This is a genomic window from endosymbiont of Lamellibrachia barhami (assembly GCF_011947365.2).
GTDB lineage: Bacteria > Pseudomonadota > Gammaproteobacteria > Chromatiales > Chromatiaceae > QGON01.
Genome location: NZ_JAAVSH020000001.1, coordinates 859,276 through 876,405 on the forward strand (window position 1 = coordinate 859,276; position 17,130 = coordinate 876,405).

18 protein-coding genes and 1 pseudogene are annotated in these 17,130 nt (G+C 55.2%); 14 read left to right on the forward strand and 5 right to left on the reverse strand.

The genetic code is table 11. From position 1 onward, the window contains the following. The first annotated feature begins 220 nt into the window (after positions 1 to 220). The 10 genes from pomA (at position 221) to nudB (ending at position 7,563) form a co-directional block, all read left to right on the forward strand. Complete coding sequence (gene pomA / locus G9Q73_RS03835; protein ID WP_177418632.1) at positions 221 to 982, forward strand: flagellar motor protein PomA; 762 nt, start codon at positions 221 to 223, stop codon at positions 980 to 982. A 14-nt stretch (positions 983 to 996) separates the two neighbouring features. Then, complete coding sequence (locus G9Q73_RS19400) at positions 997 to 1,452, forward strand: flagellar motor protein MotB (protein WP_246344978.1); 456 nt, start codon at positions 997 to 999, stop codon at positions 1,450 to 1,452. Between the two features lie 396 nt (positions 1,453 to 1,848). After that, the gene (locus tag G9Q73_RS19405; RefSeq protein WP_246344980.1) at positions 1,849 to 2,067 is read left to right on the forward strand and encodes a MotA/TolQ/ExbB proton channel family protein; all 219 of its coding nucleotides are present in this window, start codon (positions 1,849 to 1,851) and stop codon (positions 2,065 to 2,067) included. Positions 2,068 to 2,289: 222 nt separating this feature from the next. Then, the gene (tssL, locus tag G9Q73_RS03850; protein ID WP_177418633.1) at positions 2,290 to 3,165 is read left to right on the forward strand and encodes a type VI secretion system protein TssL, long form; all 876 of its coding nucleotides are present in this window, start codon (positions 2,290 to 2,292) and stop codon (positions 3,163 to 3,165) included. A gap of 85 nt (positions 3,166 to 3,250) precedes the next feature. Then, positions 3,251 to 3,871, forward strand: a complete 621-nt coding sequence (locus tag G9Q73_RS03855) for a PilZ domain-containing protein (protein ID WP_177418634.1) — start codon at positions 3,251 to 3,253, stop codon at positions 3,869 to 3,871. Further along, positions 3,868 to 4,143, forward strand: a complete 276-nt coding sequence (locus G9Q73_RS03860) for a hypothetical protein (protein ID WP_177418635.1) — start codon at positions 3,868 to 3,870, stop codon at positions 4,141 to 4,143. Before G9Q73_RS03855 ends, G9Q73_RS03860 begins: the two co-directional genes overlap by 4 nt. 134 nt (positions 4,144 to 4,277) lie before the next feature. After that, positions 4,278 to 4,535 (forward strand): FmdB family zinc ribbon protein, encoded by a 258-nt coding sequence (locus G9Q73_RS03865; protein ID WP_177418636.1) that lies wholly within the window; start codon positions 4,278 to 4,280, stop codon positions 4,533 to 4,535. 8 nt (positions 4,536 to 4,543) lie between these two features. Further along, positions 4,544 to 5,170, forward strand: coding sequence for a DUF502 domain-containing protein (locus G9Q73_RS03870; RefSeq protein WP_177418637.1), 627 nt, complete (start codon positions 4,544 to 4,546; stop codon positions 5,168 to 5,170). A gap of 82 nt (positions 5,171 to 5,252) precedes the next feature. Further along, complete coding sequence (gene aspS / locus G9Q73_RS03875; RefSeq protein ID WP_177418638.1) at positions 5,253 to 7,040, forward strand: aspartate--tRNA ligase; 1,788 nt, start codon at positions 5,253 to 5,255, stop codon at positions 7,038 to 7,040. A 64-nt stretch (positions 7,041 to 7,104) separates the two neighbouring features. Further along, a complete protein-coding gene (gene nudB, locus G9Q73_RS03880; RefSeq protein ID WP_177418639.1) occupies positions 7,105 to 7,563 on the forward strand; it encodes a dihydroneopterin triphosphate diphosphatase in 459 nt (152 codons plus the stop codon). A 95-nt stretch (positions 7,564 to 7,658) separates the two neighbouring features. Here the strand turns inward: nudB and G9Q73_RS03885 are convergent, their stop codons facing one another. The 5 genes from G9Q73_RS03885 to ygfZ form a co-directional block, all read right to left on the reverse strand. Beyond that, positions 7,659 to 8,135 carry a nucleoside deaminase gene (locus tag G9Q73_RS03885; protein ID WP_177418640.1) on the reverse strand — a complete coding sequence of 159 codons (477 nt, stop codon included), beginning with the start codon at positions 8,133 to 8,135 and terminating at the stop codon, positions 7,659 to 7,661. A gap of 5 nt (positions 8,136 to 8,140) precedes the next feature. Then, on the reverse strand, positions 8,141 to 9,139 hold the full coding sequence (locus tag G9Q73_RS03890) for an ABC transporter permease (protein ID WP_177418641.1): 999 nt from the start codon (positions 9,137 to 9,139) through the stop codon (positions 8,141 to 8,143). 3 nt (positions 9,140 to 9,142) lie between these two features. Continuing rightward, the gene (locus G9Q73_RS03895) at positions 9,143 to 10,021 is read right to left on the reverse strand and encodes an ABC transporter ATP-binding protein (RefSeq protein WP_369408937.1); all 879 of its coding nucleotides are present in this window, start codon (positions 10,019 to 10,021) and stop codon (positions 9,143 to 9,145) included. Positions 10,022 to 10,036: 15 nt separating this feature from the next. Beyond that, complete coding sequence (locus tag G9Q73_RS03900) at positions 10,037 to 10,876, reverse strand: HDOD domain-containing protein (protein ID WP_177418642.1); 840 nt, start codon at positions 10,874 to 10,876, stop codon at positions 10,037 to 10,039. Positions 10,877 to 10,971: 95 nt separating this feature from the next. Then, positions 10,972 to 11,976, reverse strand: a complete 1,005-nt coding sequence (gene ygfZ / locus G9Q73_RS03905) for a CAF17-like 4Fe-4S cluster assembly/insertion protein YgfZ (RefSeq protein ID WP_177418643.1) — start codon at positions 11,974 to 11,976, stop codon at positions 10,972 to 10,974. Positions 11,977 to 12,097: 121 nt separating this feature from the next. Between ygfZ and G9Q73_RS03910 the strand changes: the two genes are divergently transcribed. From G9Q73_RS03910 to dsrB, 4 genes and pseudogenes are all read left to right on the forward strand, one after another. Further along, positions 12,098 to 13,912, forward strand: coding sequence for an RNB domain-containing ribonuclease (locus tag G9Q73_RS03910; protein WP_177418644.1), 1,815 nt, complete (start codon positions 12,098 to 12,100; stop codon positions 13,910 to 13,912). 47 nt (positions 13,913 to 13,959) lie between these two features. Beyond that, the gene (locus tag G9Q73_RS03915; RefSeq protein WP_177418645.1) at positions 13,960 to 14,508 is read left to right on the forward strand and encodes a hypothetical protein; all 549 of its coding nucleotides are present in this window, start codon (positions 13,960 to 13,962) and stop codon (positions 14,506 to 14,508) included. A 223-nt stretch (positions 14,509 to 14,731) separates the two neighbouring features. After that, a complete protein-coding gene (gene dsrA, locus G9Q73_RS03920) occupies positions 14,732 to 15,997 on the forward strand; it encodes a dissimilatory-type sulfite reductase subunit alpha (protein WP_177418646.1) in 1,266 nt (421 codons plus the stop codon). Between the two features lie 45 nt (positions 15,998 to 16,042). Next, positions 16,043 to 17,120: pseudogene (gene dsrB, locus G9Q73_RS03925) on the forward strand (dissimilatory-type sulfite reductase subunit beta). Positions 17,121 to 17,130: the final 10 nt, after the last annotated feature.

Consider the following 17,130-nt stretch of genomic DNA (forward strand, 5'->3'; position numbering starts at 1 on the left):
AGCCCTGAGGTGGGGTTGCGCAAAATCGAGCAAAAATGCGGGCGGAATGTTTTTCTTTGGGAAATTAAAGTTTCCCGGGCATTGACCGCTACCTTTAGCGAGTCGGAATTTGATCATGGAATATGCGCTTGAACAATCAAAAATGATGACAATCAGGCCAAACACAATCATACAAATACAGATGCACTGGCGCAGTGTTGGAATGCGGAGAGTAAATTAGGTGGATATTGCGACACTGGTAGGTTTACTTGGAGGACTCGGCATAATCATCGCGGCCATCGCCACGGGCGGTGATGTGATGCTGTTTGTCAATGTCCCATCAATCCTGATCGTGGTGGGTGGCACCTTCATGGTGACGTTGATGCAGGTCTCTCTGGGTGATTTCCTGGGTTCCTTCGGAATGGGTATGAAGGCCTTTTTCTACAAAACCGATGATCCAAAAAAACTGATCGAAGAGGCAGTTGAACTGGCTGATATTGCACGTAAAAATGGTTTGTTGGCACTGGAGGGCCAGGAGATCAGCAACGATTTTTTAGAGCGGGGTATTGGGTTATGTGTCGATGGTCATGACCCTTCGCTGGTCAATAAACTGCTCTCCAAAGATATCAACCTGACCATTGAGCGTCACGAAATCGGACAGACCATGTTCAAAAATATGGCGGTCATGGCCCCGGCGATGGGCATGATTGGTACGCTTATCGGCTTGGTGCAGATGTTGGCGAATATGTCGGACCCGGCCAGTATTGGCCCGGCAATGGCCGTTGCACTGCTGACTACTCTGTATGGCGCGGTCATCGCCAACGTCTTCGCTCAGCCGATGGCCGACAAACTGGCCCGCTCCAGCGCCATGGAAAAGACCAACAAGTCCCTAATCATCGAAACGATTTCCGGTATTCAGGAGGGCATGAACCCCAGGGTCCTGGAACAATTGCTCAGTACCTATCTACCCTCCAGCAAACGTCCTACCGGCGATAGCGATTAACGGGGTCAATCAAGATGGCTGACGATTGCCCAAAATGTGAAGAGGGTCTTCCCGCCTGGCTTGCAACCTTTGCAGACCTGATGTCCCTGTTGATGTGCTTCTTTGTCCTGCTGCTCTCTTTTGCGGAGATGGATGCTATCCGTTTCAAAAAGATGGCTGAGTCGATGAAGGATGCCTTCGGCGTCCAGAGAGAGATTCCCACCAATGAGATCGTGAAAGGTACCAGCGTTATCAAGCAGGAGTTCAGTCCGGCAAGCCGGAAGGAGACACTCATGAAGGAGATCCGGCAGCAGACGACGGATGACACCAGGGACAACCTTGACGTTCACGACGGCCAGCAGAGTGCCGATGAGATCGAGGTGGATGAAGCGATGAAAGCCGCGATGCTGGCGCAGATTGAGGCGGAGGTCGAGCAGCAGGCTGAAGAGCTGGCAGGGCTACTGAAGGAGGAGATTGAGAGGCATGCTTGAGGTCGAAGCCGAGCAGACCAAAATCATCATCGGATTCAGGAGAGGTCGTTTCCCTCCGGTCGAGCCAGCCTGAACCCTGATTTTTGATGTCTCACACAGGTCACCGATATCGTGGCGCAAACTCCTGGGAATATCGTGGTAGCTGGTTTGCTGACAACATACCTATCTCACCCAACGCTTCCGTTCAAACTGGGAACTCTCGTCGGCGCGATGCGGTAACCGTGGTCATGCTATGTTTGATAATTTCGATCTGGATCCTGCGAGTCTTGATTAAAACCGATGATCCAAAAACTGATCGAAGAGGCAGTTGAACTGGCTGATATTGTAATGTAAAATGGTTTGTTGGCAATTCGAGGGCCAGGAGATCAGCAACGATTTTAGAGCGGGGTATTGGGGTTGTGTGTCGATGGTCATGACCCGCTGGTCAATAAACTACCCAAAGATATCAACCTGACCATTGAGCGTCACGAAATCGGACAGACCATGTTCAAAAATATGGCGGTCATGTATTCCGGCGATGGCATGATTGGTACGCTTATCGGCTTGGTGCAGATGTTGGTGAATACGCGTCGGACCCGGCCAGTATTGGCCCGGCAATGGCCGTTGCACTGTTGACTACTCTGTGTATGGCGCGTCATCGCCAACGTCTTCGCCTCAGCCGATGGCCGACAAACTGGCCCGCTCCAGTGCCATGGAAAAGACCAACAAGTCCTGATCACGAAACGATTTCCGGTATTCGTGAGGGCATGAAACCCCAGGTCCTGAACAATTGCTCAGTACCATTCCACCCTCCGGCAAACGTCCTACCGGCGATAGTGATTAACGGGGTCAATCAAGATGGCTGACGATTGCCCAAAATGTGAAGAGGGTCTTCCCGCCTGGCTGGCAACCTTTGCAGACCTGATGTCCCTGTTGATGTGCTTCTTTGTCCTGCTGCTCTCTTTTGCGGAGATGGACGCCATCCGTTTCAAGAAGATGGCTGAGTCGATGAAGGATGCCTTCGGTGTCCAGAGAGAGATTCCCACCAATGAGATCGTGAAAGGTACCAGCGTTATCAAGCAGGAGTTCAGTCCCGGCAAGCCGGAAGAGACACTCATGGAGGAGATCCGGCAGCAGACGACGGATGACACCAGGGATAACCTTGACGTTCACGACGGCCAGCAGAGTGCCGATGAGATCGAGGTGGATGAGGCGATGAAGGCCGCGATGCAGGCGCAGCTTGAGGCGGAGGTCGAGCAGCAGGCTGAAGAGCTGGCAGAGATGCTGAAGGAGGAGATTGAGGAGGGCATGCTTGAGGTCGAGACCGAGCAGACCAAGATCATCATCCGGATTCAGGAGAAGGGGTCGTTTCCCTCCGGTCGAGCCAGCCTGAACCCTGATTTTTTTGATGTCATCACACGAATCACCGATGTCGTGGCGCAAACTCCTGGGAATATCGTGGTGGCTGGACATACTGACAACATACCTATCTCCACCCAACGCTTCCGTTCAAACTGGGAACTCTCGTCGGCGCGTGCGGTAACCGTGGTCCATGCTATGTTGAGTAATTCCGATCTGGATCCTGCCCGAGTCTTGATTGAGGGACATGCGGATTCCAATCCTTTGGCACCCAATGATTCCAGGGAAAATCGTGCGAAGAACCGGCGTGTTGAGTTGGTTATTGAACGTGGACAGGATGAGGAGAGCGGGGAGGTTCTCAATGTCTCAGGATAATGTTGGAGCTGTAGCTGAACCGACTCCGAGCCGGAGCCCACTAGCCAAGATTAGGGGTCAGTACAGCCCCGGGGAAACGTGACCAATGGTCATTGAAGAGCAAGCAGGTGATCAGGCGGATCGCCGTGAATTTTTTCGTATCGATGACTCGATTCAGTTGAGTTACCGTATTGTAGACAGTGTCGAGTTATCGTTGCGGTTGGAGAAACTCGACAACAGTGTCAGCAGCAGCTTCACAGTAATGACGCGTTTGCAGGCGTTAAGCCAGCACCTTTCGGCATCTTTGCATCGTATCGAGCAGAAAGATCCTGACGTGGCCGATTACCTCAAGGCGTTGGATAAAAAAGTCGAGCTGCTGGGACAGAGTTTTCTGGCGGATGAGATTGACCTGACGGAACAGCCCGCAAAACCAATCAATCTTAGCGCGGGTGGTATGTCTTTGTGCACTACCGAGTCCCTCGAAATCAGTACTCAGCTTGAGATCAAGATGCTGCTACTGCCGTCGTTTACCGGTGTTCTTATCTATGGTGAGGTGGTGGGAAGTGAAGCGGCGCCGGATGATGCCGATTTTCCGTGGAACCTGCGAGTCAATTTTTCTCATATTCGCGATGCGGACAGAGATGCTCTGATCAGGCATATCCTGCGTCGTCAGGCTGCAGTGTTGCGCCAACAACGGGAGGATCGGGAACGGCTGGAGGATGAGTGAAAAAACCAACAAACGAGGATATCTCCCTAGCCCTGGAGGCCGCCCATGGACTGCTTGGTGGGGAAGACACTGGTGATGCTGTCGGCAGATACCTGCTCTATCTGGAACACCGCAATGAGCGGTTGGAACGGTTGGCTGAGTTGGCGGAACGTTACTTCCGCTTCGGCCAACCGGAAGAGGATCATGCCCGCATAGTGCGTCTGCTGGAGTCCATCCGGGAGGAGACACGGGCTGAGGAAGAGACTGATAATGGTGAATTTGGGCTGGAATAAGCAGCGGATTTTGGCTTCAAGATGCGAGTTCACGAATAGATCAGATGCTCCTTCAAGGTGTGGTAGAATTCCCCGCAATTAAATGCCGCCTGCTTCTGCCGGACGGCAGACACGAAATTACGAGGACACCTGCCATGCCGATCTACGAATATCGCTGTGATTCCTGTGGGCACGAATTTGAAGCGCTGCAAAAGATGAGCGATGCGCCGCTGACTGTGTGCAGCGAGTGCGATAAACCGGACCTGAAAAAACTGATCTCTGCTGCGAGTTTCCGTCTCAAGGGCGGCGGTTGGTACGAAACCGACTTCAAGAGCGGCAAGAAAAAGAATATTCACGATACCGGCAAGAAGGATTCCAAACCCTCCTGTGGCGGTGGTTCCTGCTGTAACTGACCCCTCTTATGGTTCAACTAAGACGCTATCTGGTTGCCGGTCTGCTGGTCTGGCTGCCGCTGGGCGCCACTTTCTTCGTTGTCAGATTGTTGGTCCGCTGGATGGACAACAGTCTGCTGCTGGTACCGCAGGCATATCGGCCTGAAAACCTGCTTGGTTTTGCCATTCCCGGCCTGGGGGTGGTGCTCACCCTGGTTATCCTGCTGTTCACCGGACTGGTGGCAGCCAATCTGTTTGGTCGTAAACTGGTCAGTCTGTGGGAACGGGTGTTGGCGCGGATTCCCCTGGTGCGTTCCGTCTACTCTGCGGTGAAGCAACTGGTGGAGACCATGCTTTCCGATGGCGGTCAGTCGTTCCGGAAGGTGCTGTTGGTCGAATTTCCCCGTCGTGGCCTCTGGACACTGGCCTTCCAAACCGGCACCGATCAGGGTGAAGCTCAGAAGAAGACCGGGCGCGACGTGATCAACGTCTATATCCCCACCACGCCCAATCCCACCGGTGGCTACTTTGTCATGGTGCCTCGGGAGGACGTGCAGGAGCTTGATATGAGCGTTGATGACGGCCTCAAAATACTGCTCTCCATGGGGGCAGTGGTGCCGGACCACCAACCAACGGACGCTCCAGAGTCTGCATAGAAGACTTCCGGGTTGCACAGGCCGGAGCCAGGCCGTAACATTCCCGCTTTTTACCGGGCGTTTTTTACAGGACAATCCTCCCATGCGCAGCCATTATTGCGGACAGCTCAACAGCTCTCATATCGATCAGGAAGTGGAACTTTGCGGTTGGGTTCACCGCCGCCGGGATCATGGTGGGGTGATCTTCATCGACATACGTGACCGCGAGGGGTTGGTGCAGGTGGTCTACGATCCCGACCTGCCGGAGGTTTTTTCCGCCGCTGAGCATGTGCGCAATGAGTTTGTCCTGCGGGTGAAAGGCCGTGTGCGTGCGCGGCCGGAAGGTACTGTCAATCCGGACATGCCCACCGGCGAGGTGGAAGTGCTGGGACTGGAATTGGAGGTACTGAACAAGTCTGATACTCCTCCGTTCCAGCTTGATGAGCACGAAAAGGCCTCCGAAGAGATTCGCCTGCGCTATCGCTACATCGATCTGCGCCGCCCCGAGATGCAGGAGAAGATCCGCATCCGGGCAAGGACGACTCAGGTGCTGCGCCGTTTTCTTGATGACCGGGGGTTTCTTGATATAGAGACCCCGATGCTGACCAAAGCGACCCCTGAAGGTGCGCGGGACTACTTGGTGCCCAGCCGGACCCATCCCGGTGAGTTCTTTGCGCTGCCCCAGTCACCCCAGCTCTTCAAACAGTTGTTGATGATGTCTGGGATGGACCGTTACTACCAGATCGTGCGCTGCTTCCGCGACGAAGACCTGCGTGCCGACCGTCAGCCAGAATTTACTCAGCTCGACATCGAGACCTCGTTCATGGACGAGAATGAGATCATTGAGCTGAACGAGGAGATGATCCGCCAGCTCTATAAAGAGATCCTCGACGTCGATCTGCCGAACCCTTTCCCACGCATGACCTACGATGAGGCGATGGATCGTTATGGCTCCGACTGTCCCGACTTGCGGGTTCCCCTGGAGTTGGTCGATCTGCAGGATCTGATGCAGGAGGTGGAGTTCAAGGTCTTCTCCGGACCGGCGAAGGATCCCCACGGCCGTGTCGCCGCGCTGCATGTGCCTGGTGGCAGCTCTCTGAGCCGCAAGAAGATCGACGGATATACCAAATTCGTCGGTATCTATGGCGCCAAAGGTCTTGCCTATATCAAGATCAATGAACTGGCCAAGGGGCGCGATGGGCTACAGTCACCGATTCTGAAGTTTCTGCCGGACAGTGCGGTAGATGGCATCCTGGAACGCACCGGCGCCAAAGATGGCGACCTGATCTTCTTTGGCGCCGACAAGACGCATGTGGTCAATGAGGCCCTGGGAGCCCTGCGAGTCAAGGTTGGTGAGGATCTGGGTCTGATGGAGGGCGCCTGGCGGCCTCTGTGGGTGGTGGATTTTCCCATGTTCGAGTGGGACGATCAGCACAACCGCTGGAATCCACTGCATCACCCCTTTACCTCGCCGAAGGATGACCAGGTCGATCTGCTGGAGAGTGATCCCGGCAAATGCAAGTCCCGAGCTTACGACATGGTCATCAATGGGACGGAGCTGGGCGGCGGCTCGATTCGTATTCACAGCGAGGAGCTGCAGCAGAAAATCTTCAAACTGTTGGAGATCGGCGAAGAGGAGGCTCAGGAGAAGTTCGGCTTCCTGCTCAATGCGTTGAAATATGGTTGCCCGCCCCACGGTGGGCTCGCTTTCGGTCTCGACCGGCTGGTGATGTTGCTGACGGGTTCGAAATCGATCCGCGACGTGATGGCCTTCCCCAAGACCCAGTCCGCTGCCTGCCAGTTGACCTCTGCGCCTTCGGAAGTGAGTATGGCGCAACTGCGTGAACTCTCGATCCGGGTGCGCAAACCCCAGAGTGAAGAGGCCTCCTGAGCAGGTTAATCAAGTGCATTGTCGGATTACGCTGCACTAATCCGACCTACGGATTTGAATCCAGATGACCAACAGGCGATACAAACGTCCCGAGTCGGTGCTGGTGGTGGTCTACACTCCCGCCGGCGAGGTGCTGATGCTGCGCCGCAAAAGCCCCGATGATTTCTGGCAGTCGGTTACCGGCAGCCTGCGCTGGGGCGAATCCCCTTTGCAGGCGGCGCGCAGGGAACTCTACGAGGAGACGAGGTTGATGGAGGGCTGTGCGCTGATCGATTTACATCACCAAGTGGAGTTTCCGATCATCACCCCCTGGCGCGCCCGCTATGCGCCTAACGCCAGAACCAACCGTGAACACTGGTTTGCGCTGCCCCTCAATTCACGTCGCATCCCTCATCTGAATCCGACGGAACATACGGCCTACAGATGGCTTTCCACGCTTGAGAAGGGGGCGCAGCTAGCCACTTCCTGGACCAATCGGGACGCGATCCGTCTGTTGGCGGGGCGCCCGATCCGCTACGCTTGATCGGGCCTACATGCTGAGTCTATCACTGCTGTCCCGTTAACTTTCACGGTGAATTGTAGGCCGGTTCAAGCGCAGCGGAACCGGCAATCATGTGCTTAATAGTCGAAACGCCGTTCATCCTTTTTCCACAACTGGAAGACAGCAAGACTCTCTTCCCGTAACAGCTGTCGGGATTGGATCTTCCTCTCTTCAGGGGGACGTTGCAGCTCCTGACAAATAAACTGGTCGGAGAAACCGATCCCGGCTGCATCATTGGCGTCTGCCGCATAGACGATGGTTTGAATGTGTGCCCAGTAGGCGGCACTCAGGCACATTGGGCAGGGTTCACAACTGGCGTAGAGTGTGGCTCCGTTGAGATGTATGCTCTCCTGTTGCCCACAGGCCTCGCGGATGGCATTGATCTCAGCATGGGCAGTGGGGTCGTTGTTATTGACCACCTGATTCCAGCCACGGCCGATGATCCGTCCATCCAGCACAACGACTGCGCCGAAAGGGCCGCCATGATGCAGCTCCACACCGCGACGCGCCAGATCTATCGCCTCCTGCATGAACGCCTTCTCGCCATGACCCATGGTGACTACTCCCAACGGAAGGTTTTGGCCCCAATCCAGATAAAGATAACACTAAAGCCGGTGAGTGCGGTGAGCTGGTGCCAGATCTCTATCGGGCCTGCGCCGTCGATCATGATCGCCCTGGCGGCGTCGATCATATGGGTCAGGGGCAGGGCAAGCGCTAACTGCTGCACCAGTGGATGAGAACCTTCCAGGGAGAACCAGACACCGGAGAGCAGCATCATCGGCCAGCTGATCAGATTCAACAGGCCGTTGGCAGCCTCCTCGCTGGCCATGCGCGCCGCGATCAACAGGCCGACGCTGATCATGCTCAGTCCGCCCAGGATGAGAACCGTTAGAAGCAGCCAGTAGGAGCCATACATGCGGAATCCGATAAGCAGATCGGTGCCAATATAGACCAGGGTAGTAAATGCGACGATCATCAACAGCCGGGAGACGATCTGCGCCAGGAGGAATTCAAATGCTGTCAGGGGCGTCGCGCTGAGCCTTTTCAGGACGCCGTTCTTGCGGTACCGCACGATCACATAACCGACACCGAAGAGGGAGCTGAACATGATGTTCATGCCCAGTACGCCGGGAATCACCCAGTCCACGTAGCGGATCTCCCTGCCGCTTACCGACTCTTTCTGCAGTTCGCTGTCGTCCAGCAGTCGTTCCAGGATATACCCCTTGGCCGAACTGCTGTTGATCCAATAGCGGTTGCCTGGGATGTCTATCAGCATATCCAGTTGATGGCGGTCCACCTTGGTGACCGCATCTGTCTGTGATTCGATGGGAATAAACTGGATATGGCGGGTGGTAAGAAAGGTTTCCAGTCTGTAGTTATCCGCTGTGTCTCCCTGGATGCCTACTTTGTAGAGATCCTGTTCCTCGGAACCAAAGGCAAAGGCGAAGCCGATGACGATCAGCACCGGCATGATGATGTTCCAGCCAAGCGCGGTGCGATCCCGCAGAAACTCCTGATTGCGGGCCTTGAGAAGGGCGAGAAAACGGTGTGGTGACATAGTTCAGGTTCGCAGAGAGTGGCCGGTCAATTCAAGGAACAGGTCTTCCAGGGTGGGGGAGCGCACCAGCAAATGGGTCAATGAGATCTGGTGTTTGATCAGATGCTCGATGCTGGTGTTCACCTCCCTGGAAAGAATCTCCACCCGGTTTCCCTGTGGATGGAGTCTGGATCCCGGGTCAGGTTTGAAGCCTGCCGGCAGCGCATCTGCGGGAAGGGTAAGAATCGAATTTTTATAGTGTTCGGCAAGCAGTTCCCGGGGTACGCCACGGGCGATGATCTTGCCGTGATCCATGATCAGGATCTCATCACAGAGTTCATAGGCCTCTTCCATATAGTGAGTGGTGAGTACCAGGGTCTTGTTCTCCCCCTTGATCCGTCTGACCTGTTCCCAGAGGTTGCGTCGCGACTGGGGGTCCAGTCCGGTCGTGGGTTCGTCGAGGAAGACGATCTCGGGGTTATTGATCAGGGCAATCGCCAGCAACAGTCGCTGACGTTGGCCACCGGAGAGTTTGCGGGTGTCCCGTTCGAGAAACTCATCTAATGCGCAGACCTCAATCAACTCATCCAGAGATCGGGTATGGGGATAAAACTGCTGGAAGAGCTTCAGCACCTCACGGACGGTGATGTGCTCCTGCAGGGCAGTATGCTGAAACATGATGCCCGCTTCGTTACGGAATTCGGCGCCCAAAGGTGCGCCCTTGTAGAGAATGGTGCCGGAAGAGGGGCGTAGAATGCCTTCCAGCATCTCTACCGTGGTGGTCTTTCCCGCGCCGTTAGGACCTAGCAGACCAAGGCAGATGCCCCGGGGAATAGTGAAGCTGATGCCATCCACCGCCTTGAGACCGGCATAGTGTTTGGTTAGGTCTTTTACCTCAATTATCACCTGGATAGAGTACTAGGCCAGAAACATCACTTCGACCTCTTTTATCTCTTCTTCAACCCCTTCGATATCCACTACGTTGATCTCGGGTTCCAGGCCCACCTTTTCGAAGGCGGGGATGATGCCCCAATCCTTATCGGCCAGAGAAAGATCGTTACCTAAGACGGTCTGCAGACGGGCGACAAGGACGACGTCGACATAGTCCGCCTGTGTACCCCCGTCATAACCAAGATCCTGGAAGTGTGCCGGCACCTTGATCAGGGATTCCGGAAAATCCCAGTCGTCGAGAATGCGTTTGCCGATCTTGGGGCTCAGGGCCTCGATAACACGGTCAAGCTCTTCCTGATCACTGATCAATTCCGGAGAGTGTTCCGCCATGGTCAACACAGGAAGGGCGCCAATATTGTGGATCAGCCCTGCAAGCATCGCCTGTTCTCTATCCAGGTGTTTGATATTCTGCGCCAACACTCTACTGATGGCGGCAATCTGTACGCTCTCTTCCCAGAGCTGCCGAAAACGTTTGTCGAGGATATCGCAGGTGGCCTGGAAGATCTGCTGCATGATCAGGCTGACCACCAGGCTGCGCACCAACCGTGTACCCAACCTGGCTACCGCCATCTGCAGGTTGTCGATAGGGTTGCGTCCACGATAGAGCGGACTGTTGGCGACCTGTAGGAGGCGGGCGGAGAGGGCCGCGTCGGTGGCGACGATATTGGCGATCTGTTGGGCCGTGGAGTTTTCACTTTCGACCGCATCCCTGACCCGTAATGCAACCTCCGGTAGCGTCGGCAGGGTCAGTCTATGTTCGTCGATGGCTTTGAAGATAGCGTCTAGAAAGGCGTTTTCGTCAATCATGTCCGTGTCTTGTTATTCCCGGTGGTTACTGCGGATCAATGTGTTGCCGCATGGCCCGTGGTGATGTGGTCAGTTCCTCTCTGTTAGCGGCAGGGTTACTCGGATTCTGAAGTAAATTCATAAGGCAGATTACGAATCTCCAGTGCCGGCCCGGTTTCACCCAATGTGATCTTTTCGTTTTCCGCGTTGGCGACCTCGATAACCACCAGCAGGTCGAATCCTCCGTCAGCGGCTTGTGCGTCCACGACCTTGCCGGCGCCTTGGCGCGACTGACTGCCGGCTGCGTAGAGCGCGTCACCCGGTTTCGGTTCAATATCTCCCGAAGCGTGGGCCAGGTACATGCGGCGCTTGAGTTTGCCCAGATAATGCATGCGCGCCACCACCTCCTGGCCGGTGTAGCACCCTTTGGTGAAGCTGACGCCATCGATAAGCTGCATGTTGGTCATCTGGGGAACGAAAGCCTCTGCGGTCTCCGGAAAGATGGTTGGAATTCCGGCCCGGATATTCTGCAGCGCCCAATAGTGACTATCACCCATCGTGGTCCCGGACTCCAAAGCCTCCCAGAGACTGATCGATTCATCCACCGGGCCGATAATCTCAAAGCGGGGTACCTCACCAGACAGGCGGATCAGGATGAGGTTGTTCTGCTCCACCACACTGTTTATCTCATCGGGAAGGCCGGCGAAATGGGGTTGCAGAAGCGCCTCTGCACAGTTTCCGGTGAGTCCGAAACGAACCAGCTCGTCACTCGCATCAGTGATAATGACCTTGGATCTCATCACAAACATCTGCAGTCGTTTGAGGCTTTCAGCCATATTGCCGGCAGGTGTTTGCAGGAGAATGTCGTCACCCTGACGTAATGCCCGGTAATTTGCCAGCATACGGCCCTTGGCCGTACACCAACCGCAGAGATTGCTGTGCCCGGCGGTGACCTCGCGCATGTCGTTCGTCATCTGACCCTGCAGAAAACCTTCTGCATCCTCTCCGCTGACCCGCAACAGGCCAAAGTGGGAGAGATCGTTCAAAACGCAGGCCTCTGCGGTGGGCTGTACGGCTGAGGCAGGGCGTGACTGCATGAATGCTGACCACTGTGTGTTCATGGTGTGGACGGACTCCTGGGTTTGCTCCTGTTCTGTGCGTATCATACCCCATCGTCAGGGGTACGAAACGCCCATTGTGGTGGGGTTTCGTACACCACCACCAAACACTATTGGAATCCGCATGAGTAGTCCCGCCGCAGGCAGTCTGGTCCTGTATAAAATACGTCCCGCAAAAGTGGTTGAAGTCAGCGACAAGATCACTATCGAGTTGGAGGGGGGCAAAACCAAGCGTGTCAGAACCAAGGATATCGTCCTGCTGCACCCCGGTCCTCTCACCAGTCTGAAGGATCTTACTCCACAGACAGGTGAGATCGAGGAGAACTGGGAGTTGCTGGAGGAGAGCACCACCGAGATTCAGGAATTTACTGAACTGCTGTTTGACGAATACACGCCGGCGACTGCCTGGGCTGCCTGGGAAGTGGTGGTGGATGGTCTCTATTTTGCGGGAGAGCCTCAGGCCATCACCCCCAGACCGGCGTCAGAAGTGCAGGCAGAGCGGGAACGGCGCGAGGCCAAAGCGGCAGCGGAGACGGCCTGGACTGCCTTTGTCGACCGGGTCAACCGTGGCGAGCTGGTGGAAGAGGATCGCAAGCTGCTGGGCGAGGTGGAGGCCCTCGCCCTGGGGACGCGTAGCAACAGCCGGATTCTCAAAGAGCTGGGTTTTCAGGAGACACCGGTCAATGCGCACCGGCTGCTGGTGAAGACCGGTTACTGGAGCGAGAACGAGAACCCCTATCCGCGCCGTTTCGGCATCAATCAGGAGACCCCGGAATATGAGATACCCACGCTGCCGGATGAGTCCCGGCTCGATCTGACCCACCTGCCTGCGTACGCCATCGACGATGCGGGCAATCAGGATCCGGATGATGCCGTCAGTCTCGACGGCGAGCGCATCTGGGTGCATGTGGCGGATGTTGCCGCACTGGTGCCCCCCGATAGCGAGATGGATCTGGATGCACGTAACCGCGGCGCTAATCTCTATATCCCGGAACAGGTCATATCCATGTTGCCTCCCGGCTTGACCCATCGACTGGGGCTCGGGCTGGAGGATGAGTCACCGGCGCTGTCGATCGGTTTCTCGCTTTCCGATGCGGGAGAGATCGATGATATAGAGATTCAGCCCACCCGCCTGAAAGTGACCCGAATAAGCTATCAGGACGCTGACCAGCGTTTGCTTGAGGCGCCTTTTGCCGAATTGCAGCGCAAGGCACAGATCTACCGGAAACGTCGTGCAGCAGCAGGCGCCGCCTTCATCAATCTGCCCGAGGTGAAGATCAGGGTTGAAAACGCAGGCGTCCGGGTGACGCCGCTGCCCCCGCTGGCTAGCCGTGAGATGGTGATGGATCTGATGCTGATGGCGGGGGAGGCGGTGGGCCGATACTGTATCGATAAAGATATCCCGGTACCTTTTGCCACCCAGGCGCCACCTGATGAGCCGTCGACGCCTGAGGGGATGGCAGCCATGTTCGCCTACCGGAGGAAGTTCAAGCCCAGCCAGGTCAAGACGCAACCCGAGCCCCATTCAGGTCTTGGTCTGGCGTTTTATATCCGGGCGACCAGCCCCTTGAGACGCTATTCTGATCTACTGACTCATCAGCAGCTTAGGGCCCACCTGCGGGGTGAGGACCCACTCGATATTCACGCCATATCGGAGAGAATAGGGCTGGCAGAGGTTGGCAGTGCAGCAATCCGTAAGTCGGAACGTCTCTCCAACAGTCATTGGCGTTTGGTTTTTTTGCGCGACAATCCGGATTGGCAGGGTGAAGCGGTAGTCGTTGCCAGAGAGGGTGAACGGGCAACGGTAATGATTCCTGAACTCGGTATGGACACCAAGGTCAGGGTGAAAAGTGCACCTGCGCTCAATGAGACGATCCGTCTCAAACCGAGGGAGATCGATCTGCCGGATTTGGCCTGCTATTTCAGTGTGTTGGGCTAAAGTTGATTCAGTCCTTTGGGCTACACTGGGCTGATACGGGGGTTTGAATGAAAACGTCATTTGTCATAATTGCACTGTCATTGCTGGCGGGCTGCGCAGGTTTCGACAGGGTTAGCGGGGGTGAATCGGATGTCTATGCGATGCCTCCGGTGGGAACCACGATTGTACTTAAGGCGTCCCTGTTTGTGCCTGCCGGGCAGACCCGTGTCTATCTGCAGGGTGGTGCTGTCGTGAGCAAGGCGAAGATGGATCGTTATCTTCCCAACTGCAATTTTGAGATTCGAACGCTCTCGGAGGATGCGCAGGAGATTCGACCTGAGTCGTTCATCGTCAGTCGGCTACAGCGGGAGATGGCGCAGGTCGTTATGTTGGATGCCCCCCTGCTGGTGGCGGGTCTCAATCTGGCCGGGCTCGATGGCGGCGTACCGATGGTTTTCCGTGGCGTACACCTGTGGATCAGTTCCGATATCCAGCCGGAGGTCATGCGCCTGACCTGCCGAGGCGTGTTGGAGGATATGATCTGGGCGCGCCCTCCATCGATCCAGGAGATGCGGACGGCCATGGGTGATAAGGCCGATCTCATTTTTCCAGAGTAATCCGCATATTGAAAAACAATGGGTGAGAGGAGGTCGTGTCCGAAATTCAGATGATACTTTCAAGCCAATAATATGGCTGACCGGGTGCAACTAAACCCCCTGTAGAGCAAGGTCAAACTCACCCTCGCTACCCCATTGGTTATATAAAATCTTCCAGCAAACCTGCTAGTCTGGTAATAAGAGTGATTCGCATTCTTATTGCCTGTCAAGTGTGAGGCTTTTGATGAAGATTCATGCAACGCCGATGATTGATCAGCTTGAAGAGGGGGTATGGCCGAGTTTCGTTACTGGAATCAAACGGTTGCGGGATAAGCATCCAGATAAGCGGATCAATGAGATGACGAATGATCTGCTGGGACAACTTGAGCACTCCTATGAAACCCGCAAAGGCTACTGGAAGGGCGGCACCGTCAGCGTCTACGGTTACGGTGGAGGTATTATTCCCCGCTTCTCCGAGGTAGGGGATTTATATCCGAAATCAAAGGAGTTTCACACTCTGCGAGTTCAACCGCCGGCAGGCAACTACTACACCACCGAAATTCTGCTGAAACTGGCGGATAGTTGGGAAAAGTACGGGTCAGGCCTGGTTACCTTCCACGGCCAAACCGGCAACATCATGTTTATCGGCGCCACCACTGAGAATACCCAACGCTTCTTCAACGAGATCAATGAGTATGGATTTGACCTGGGTGGCGCAGGTCCCTGTATGCGTACCGCTCAATCCTGCGTAGGTTCAGGCCGCTGTGAACAATCCTGTGCCAATGAACATAAGATCCATCGGTTACTGATAAACGACTTTATCGATGAAATGCATCGGCCGGCCCTGCCCTACAAGTTCAAATTCAAGGTTTCAGGCTGTCCAAATGACTGTGTGAACGCCATCGAACGCTCCGATTTCGCTGTCATCGGCACCTGGCGTGACGCCATGAAGGTGGATCAGTTGGAGGTCAAAAAATATGTCGTCAAGAAGGGACGCAAATATCTCAACGACCATGTCATCTCCCGCTGTCCCACCCATGCGCTCTCCCTCGATGATGACGACACGCTGCAAGTGGACAACAAGAACTGCGTCCGCTGCATGCACTGTCTGAACGTGATGCCAAAAGCGCTGTCGCCGGGCGATGACAAAGGCGTCAGTATACTAATCGGCGGTAAACGCACCTTGAAGATCGGTGATCTGTTTGGTTCTGTCGTGGTGCCCTTCATGAAACTGGAGACCGAGGAGGACTATCGGAAACTCCAGGAACTTGCAGAGGAGACTGTGGATTTTTTTGCCGAAAACGCCCTGGAACATGAGCGCATCGGGGAGATGATCGAGCGTATCGGTCTGGTTAACTTCCTGGAGGGTATTGGCCTGGAGATCGACCCCAATATGGTTGTGCATCCACGGGAAAACTCCTACGTTCGTACTGATCATTGGGACGAAGAGGTGCAAAAGTGGCAGGAACGCAAGACCAAGATGGAAAAAACGGTCATTGACGCAGCCTGATTGCGGCGTTCCCCAGATCCTGGAGTGATGAATTCGGAGACAACCATGGCTAAAGTCCCCCCCCGCACCCCCATCGAGAGCGGCTGCCCCGACGGCATTCAGTATATGCATCCGGTAATGCGCAGCAATTTCGGCCAGTGGAAATACCATGAAGACCCGCAACCCGGCGTACTGCGCCATGTGGCAAAGGGGGGGGGATGAAATCTGGACAGTGCGGGCCGGCACTCAGCGGATTCTCGATCTCTTCACTTTGCGCAAGCTCTGTGAGATCGGCAACCGTTATGCCGACGGTTATGTGCGTTTTACCATCCGCAGCAATATTGAATACATGGTGGCGGACGGAGCTAAAGTCGCGCCCCTCATCCAGGCACTGGAGAGTGAAGGGTTCGTCGTGGGGGGTACCCGCAACTCTGTCACCTCCATCTCCCACACCCAGGGGTGGTTGCACTGCGACATACCCGCCACAGACGCCTCTGGGGTGGTCAAATCGATGATGGATGAACTGGTGGATGAGTTCACAAGCTGGCAGATGCCAAACCGGGTGCATATCACAACCTCCTGTTGCCAGATCAACTGCGGTGGCCAGGGCGATATCGCGATCAATATTCAACACACCAAACCTCCCAGAATTGACCATAGTAAGGTCGCCAATATCTGTGAACGGCCTTTGGTAGTGGCCCGCTGTCCCGTGGCTGCCATAAGGCCGGCGATGGTAAACGGCAAACCCTCACTGGAAGTGGATGAACGAAAATGCATCTGCTGCGGTGCCTGTTACCCACCTTGTCCGCCCATGCAGATCAACGATCCCGAACACTCCAAGCTCGCAATCTGGGTAGGGGGTAACCATTCGAATGCCCGCAGTCGGCCCACTTTTCAAAAGCTGGTTGTGGCAGGTATCCCCAACAATCCACCCCGCTGGCCGGAGGTCACGGCCATCGTAAAGCGTATACTCGCTGCCTATAAAAACAGCGCACAGGATTGGGAACGGATCAGTGACTGGATCGATCGCATCGGCTGGAAGCAATTTTTTGAATTAACGGATCTCCCGTTCACTAAATACCATATCGATGATTGGCGCTATGCCAGAAAGAGTCTGAACTCATCGAGTTATATCCATTTTTGAACAGGCCTAC

What these genes read in the sequence shown, in the direction of transcription:
- ygfZ (WP_177418643.1), bottom strand. Translation starts at nt 11,976, where the DNA reads ATGAACACACAGTGGTCAGCATTCATGCAGTCACGCCCTGCCTCAGCC.
- tssL (WP_177418633.1), top strand. Translation starts at nt 2,290, where the DNA reads ATGGCTGACGATTGCCCAAAATGTGAAGAGGGTCTTCCCGCCTGGCTG.
- G9Q73_RS03915 (WP_177418645.1), top strand. Translation starts at nt 13,960, where the DNA reads ATGAAAACGTCATTTGTCATAATTGCACTGTCATTGCTGGCGGGCTGC.
- G9Q73_RS03855 (WP_177418634.1), top strand. Translation starts at nt 3,251, where the DNA reads ATGGTCATTGAAGAGCAAGCAGGTGATCAGGCGGATCGCCGTGAATTT.
- G9Q73_RS03865 (WP_177418636.1), top strand. Translation starts at nt 4,278, where the DNA reads ATGCCGATCTACGAATATCGCTGTGATTCCTGTGGGCACGAATTTGAA.
- G9Q73_RS03900 (WP_177418642.1), bottom strand. Translation starts at nt 10,876, where the DNA reads ATGATTGACGAAAACGCCTTTCTAGACGCTATCTTCAAAGCCATCGAC.
- G9Q73_RS03885 (WP_177418640.1), bottom strand. Translation starts at nt 8,135, where the DNA reads ATGGGTCATGGCGAGAAGGCGTTCATGCAGGAGGCGATAGATCTGGCG.
- G9Q73_RS19400 (WP_246344978.1), top strand. Translation starts at nt 997, where the DNA reads ATGGCTGACGATTGCCCAAAATGTGAAGAGGGTCTTCCCGCCTGGCTT.
- G9Q73_RS03870 (WP_177418637.1), top strand. Translation starts at nt 4,544, where the DNA reads ATGGTTCAACTAAGACGCTATCTGGTTGCCGGTCTGCTGGTCTGGCTG.
- dsrA (WP_177418646.1), top strand. Translation starts at nt 14,732, where the DNA reads ATGAAGATTCATGCAACGCCGATGATTGATCAGCTTGAAGAGGGGGTA.
- aspS (WP_177418638.1), top strand. Translation starts at nt 5,253, where the DNA reads ATGCGCAGCCATTATTGCGGACAGCTCAACAGCTCTCATATCGATCAG.
- G9Q73_RS03890 (WP_177418641.1), bottom strand. Translation starts at nt 9,139, where the DNA reads ATGTCACCACACCGTTTTCTCGCCCTTCTCAAGGCCCGCAATCAGGAG.
- nudB (WP_177418639.1), top strand. Translation starts at nt 7,105, where the DNA reads ATGACCAACAGGCGATACAAACGTCCCGAGTCGGTGCTGGTGGTGGTC.
- G9Q73_RS03910 (WP_177418644.1), top strand. Translation starts at nt 12,098, where the DNA reads ATGAGTAGTCCCGCCGCAGGCAGTCTGGTCCTGTATAAAATACGTCCC.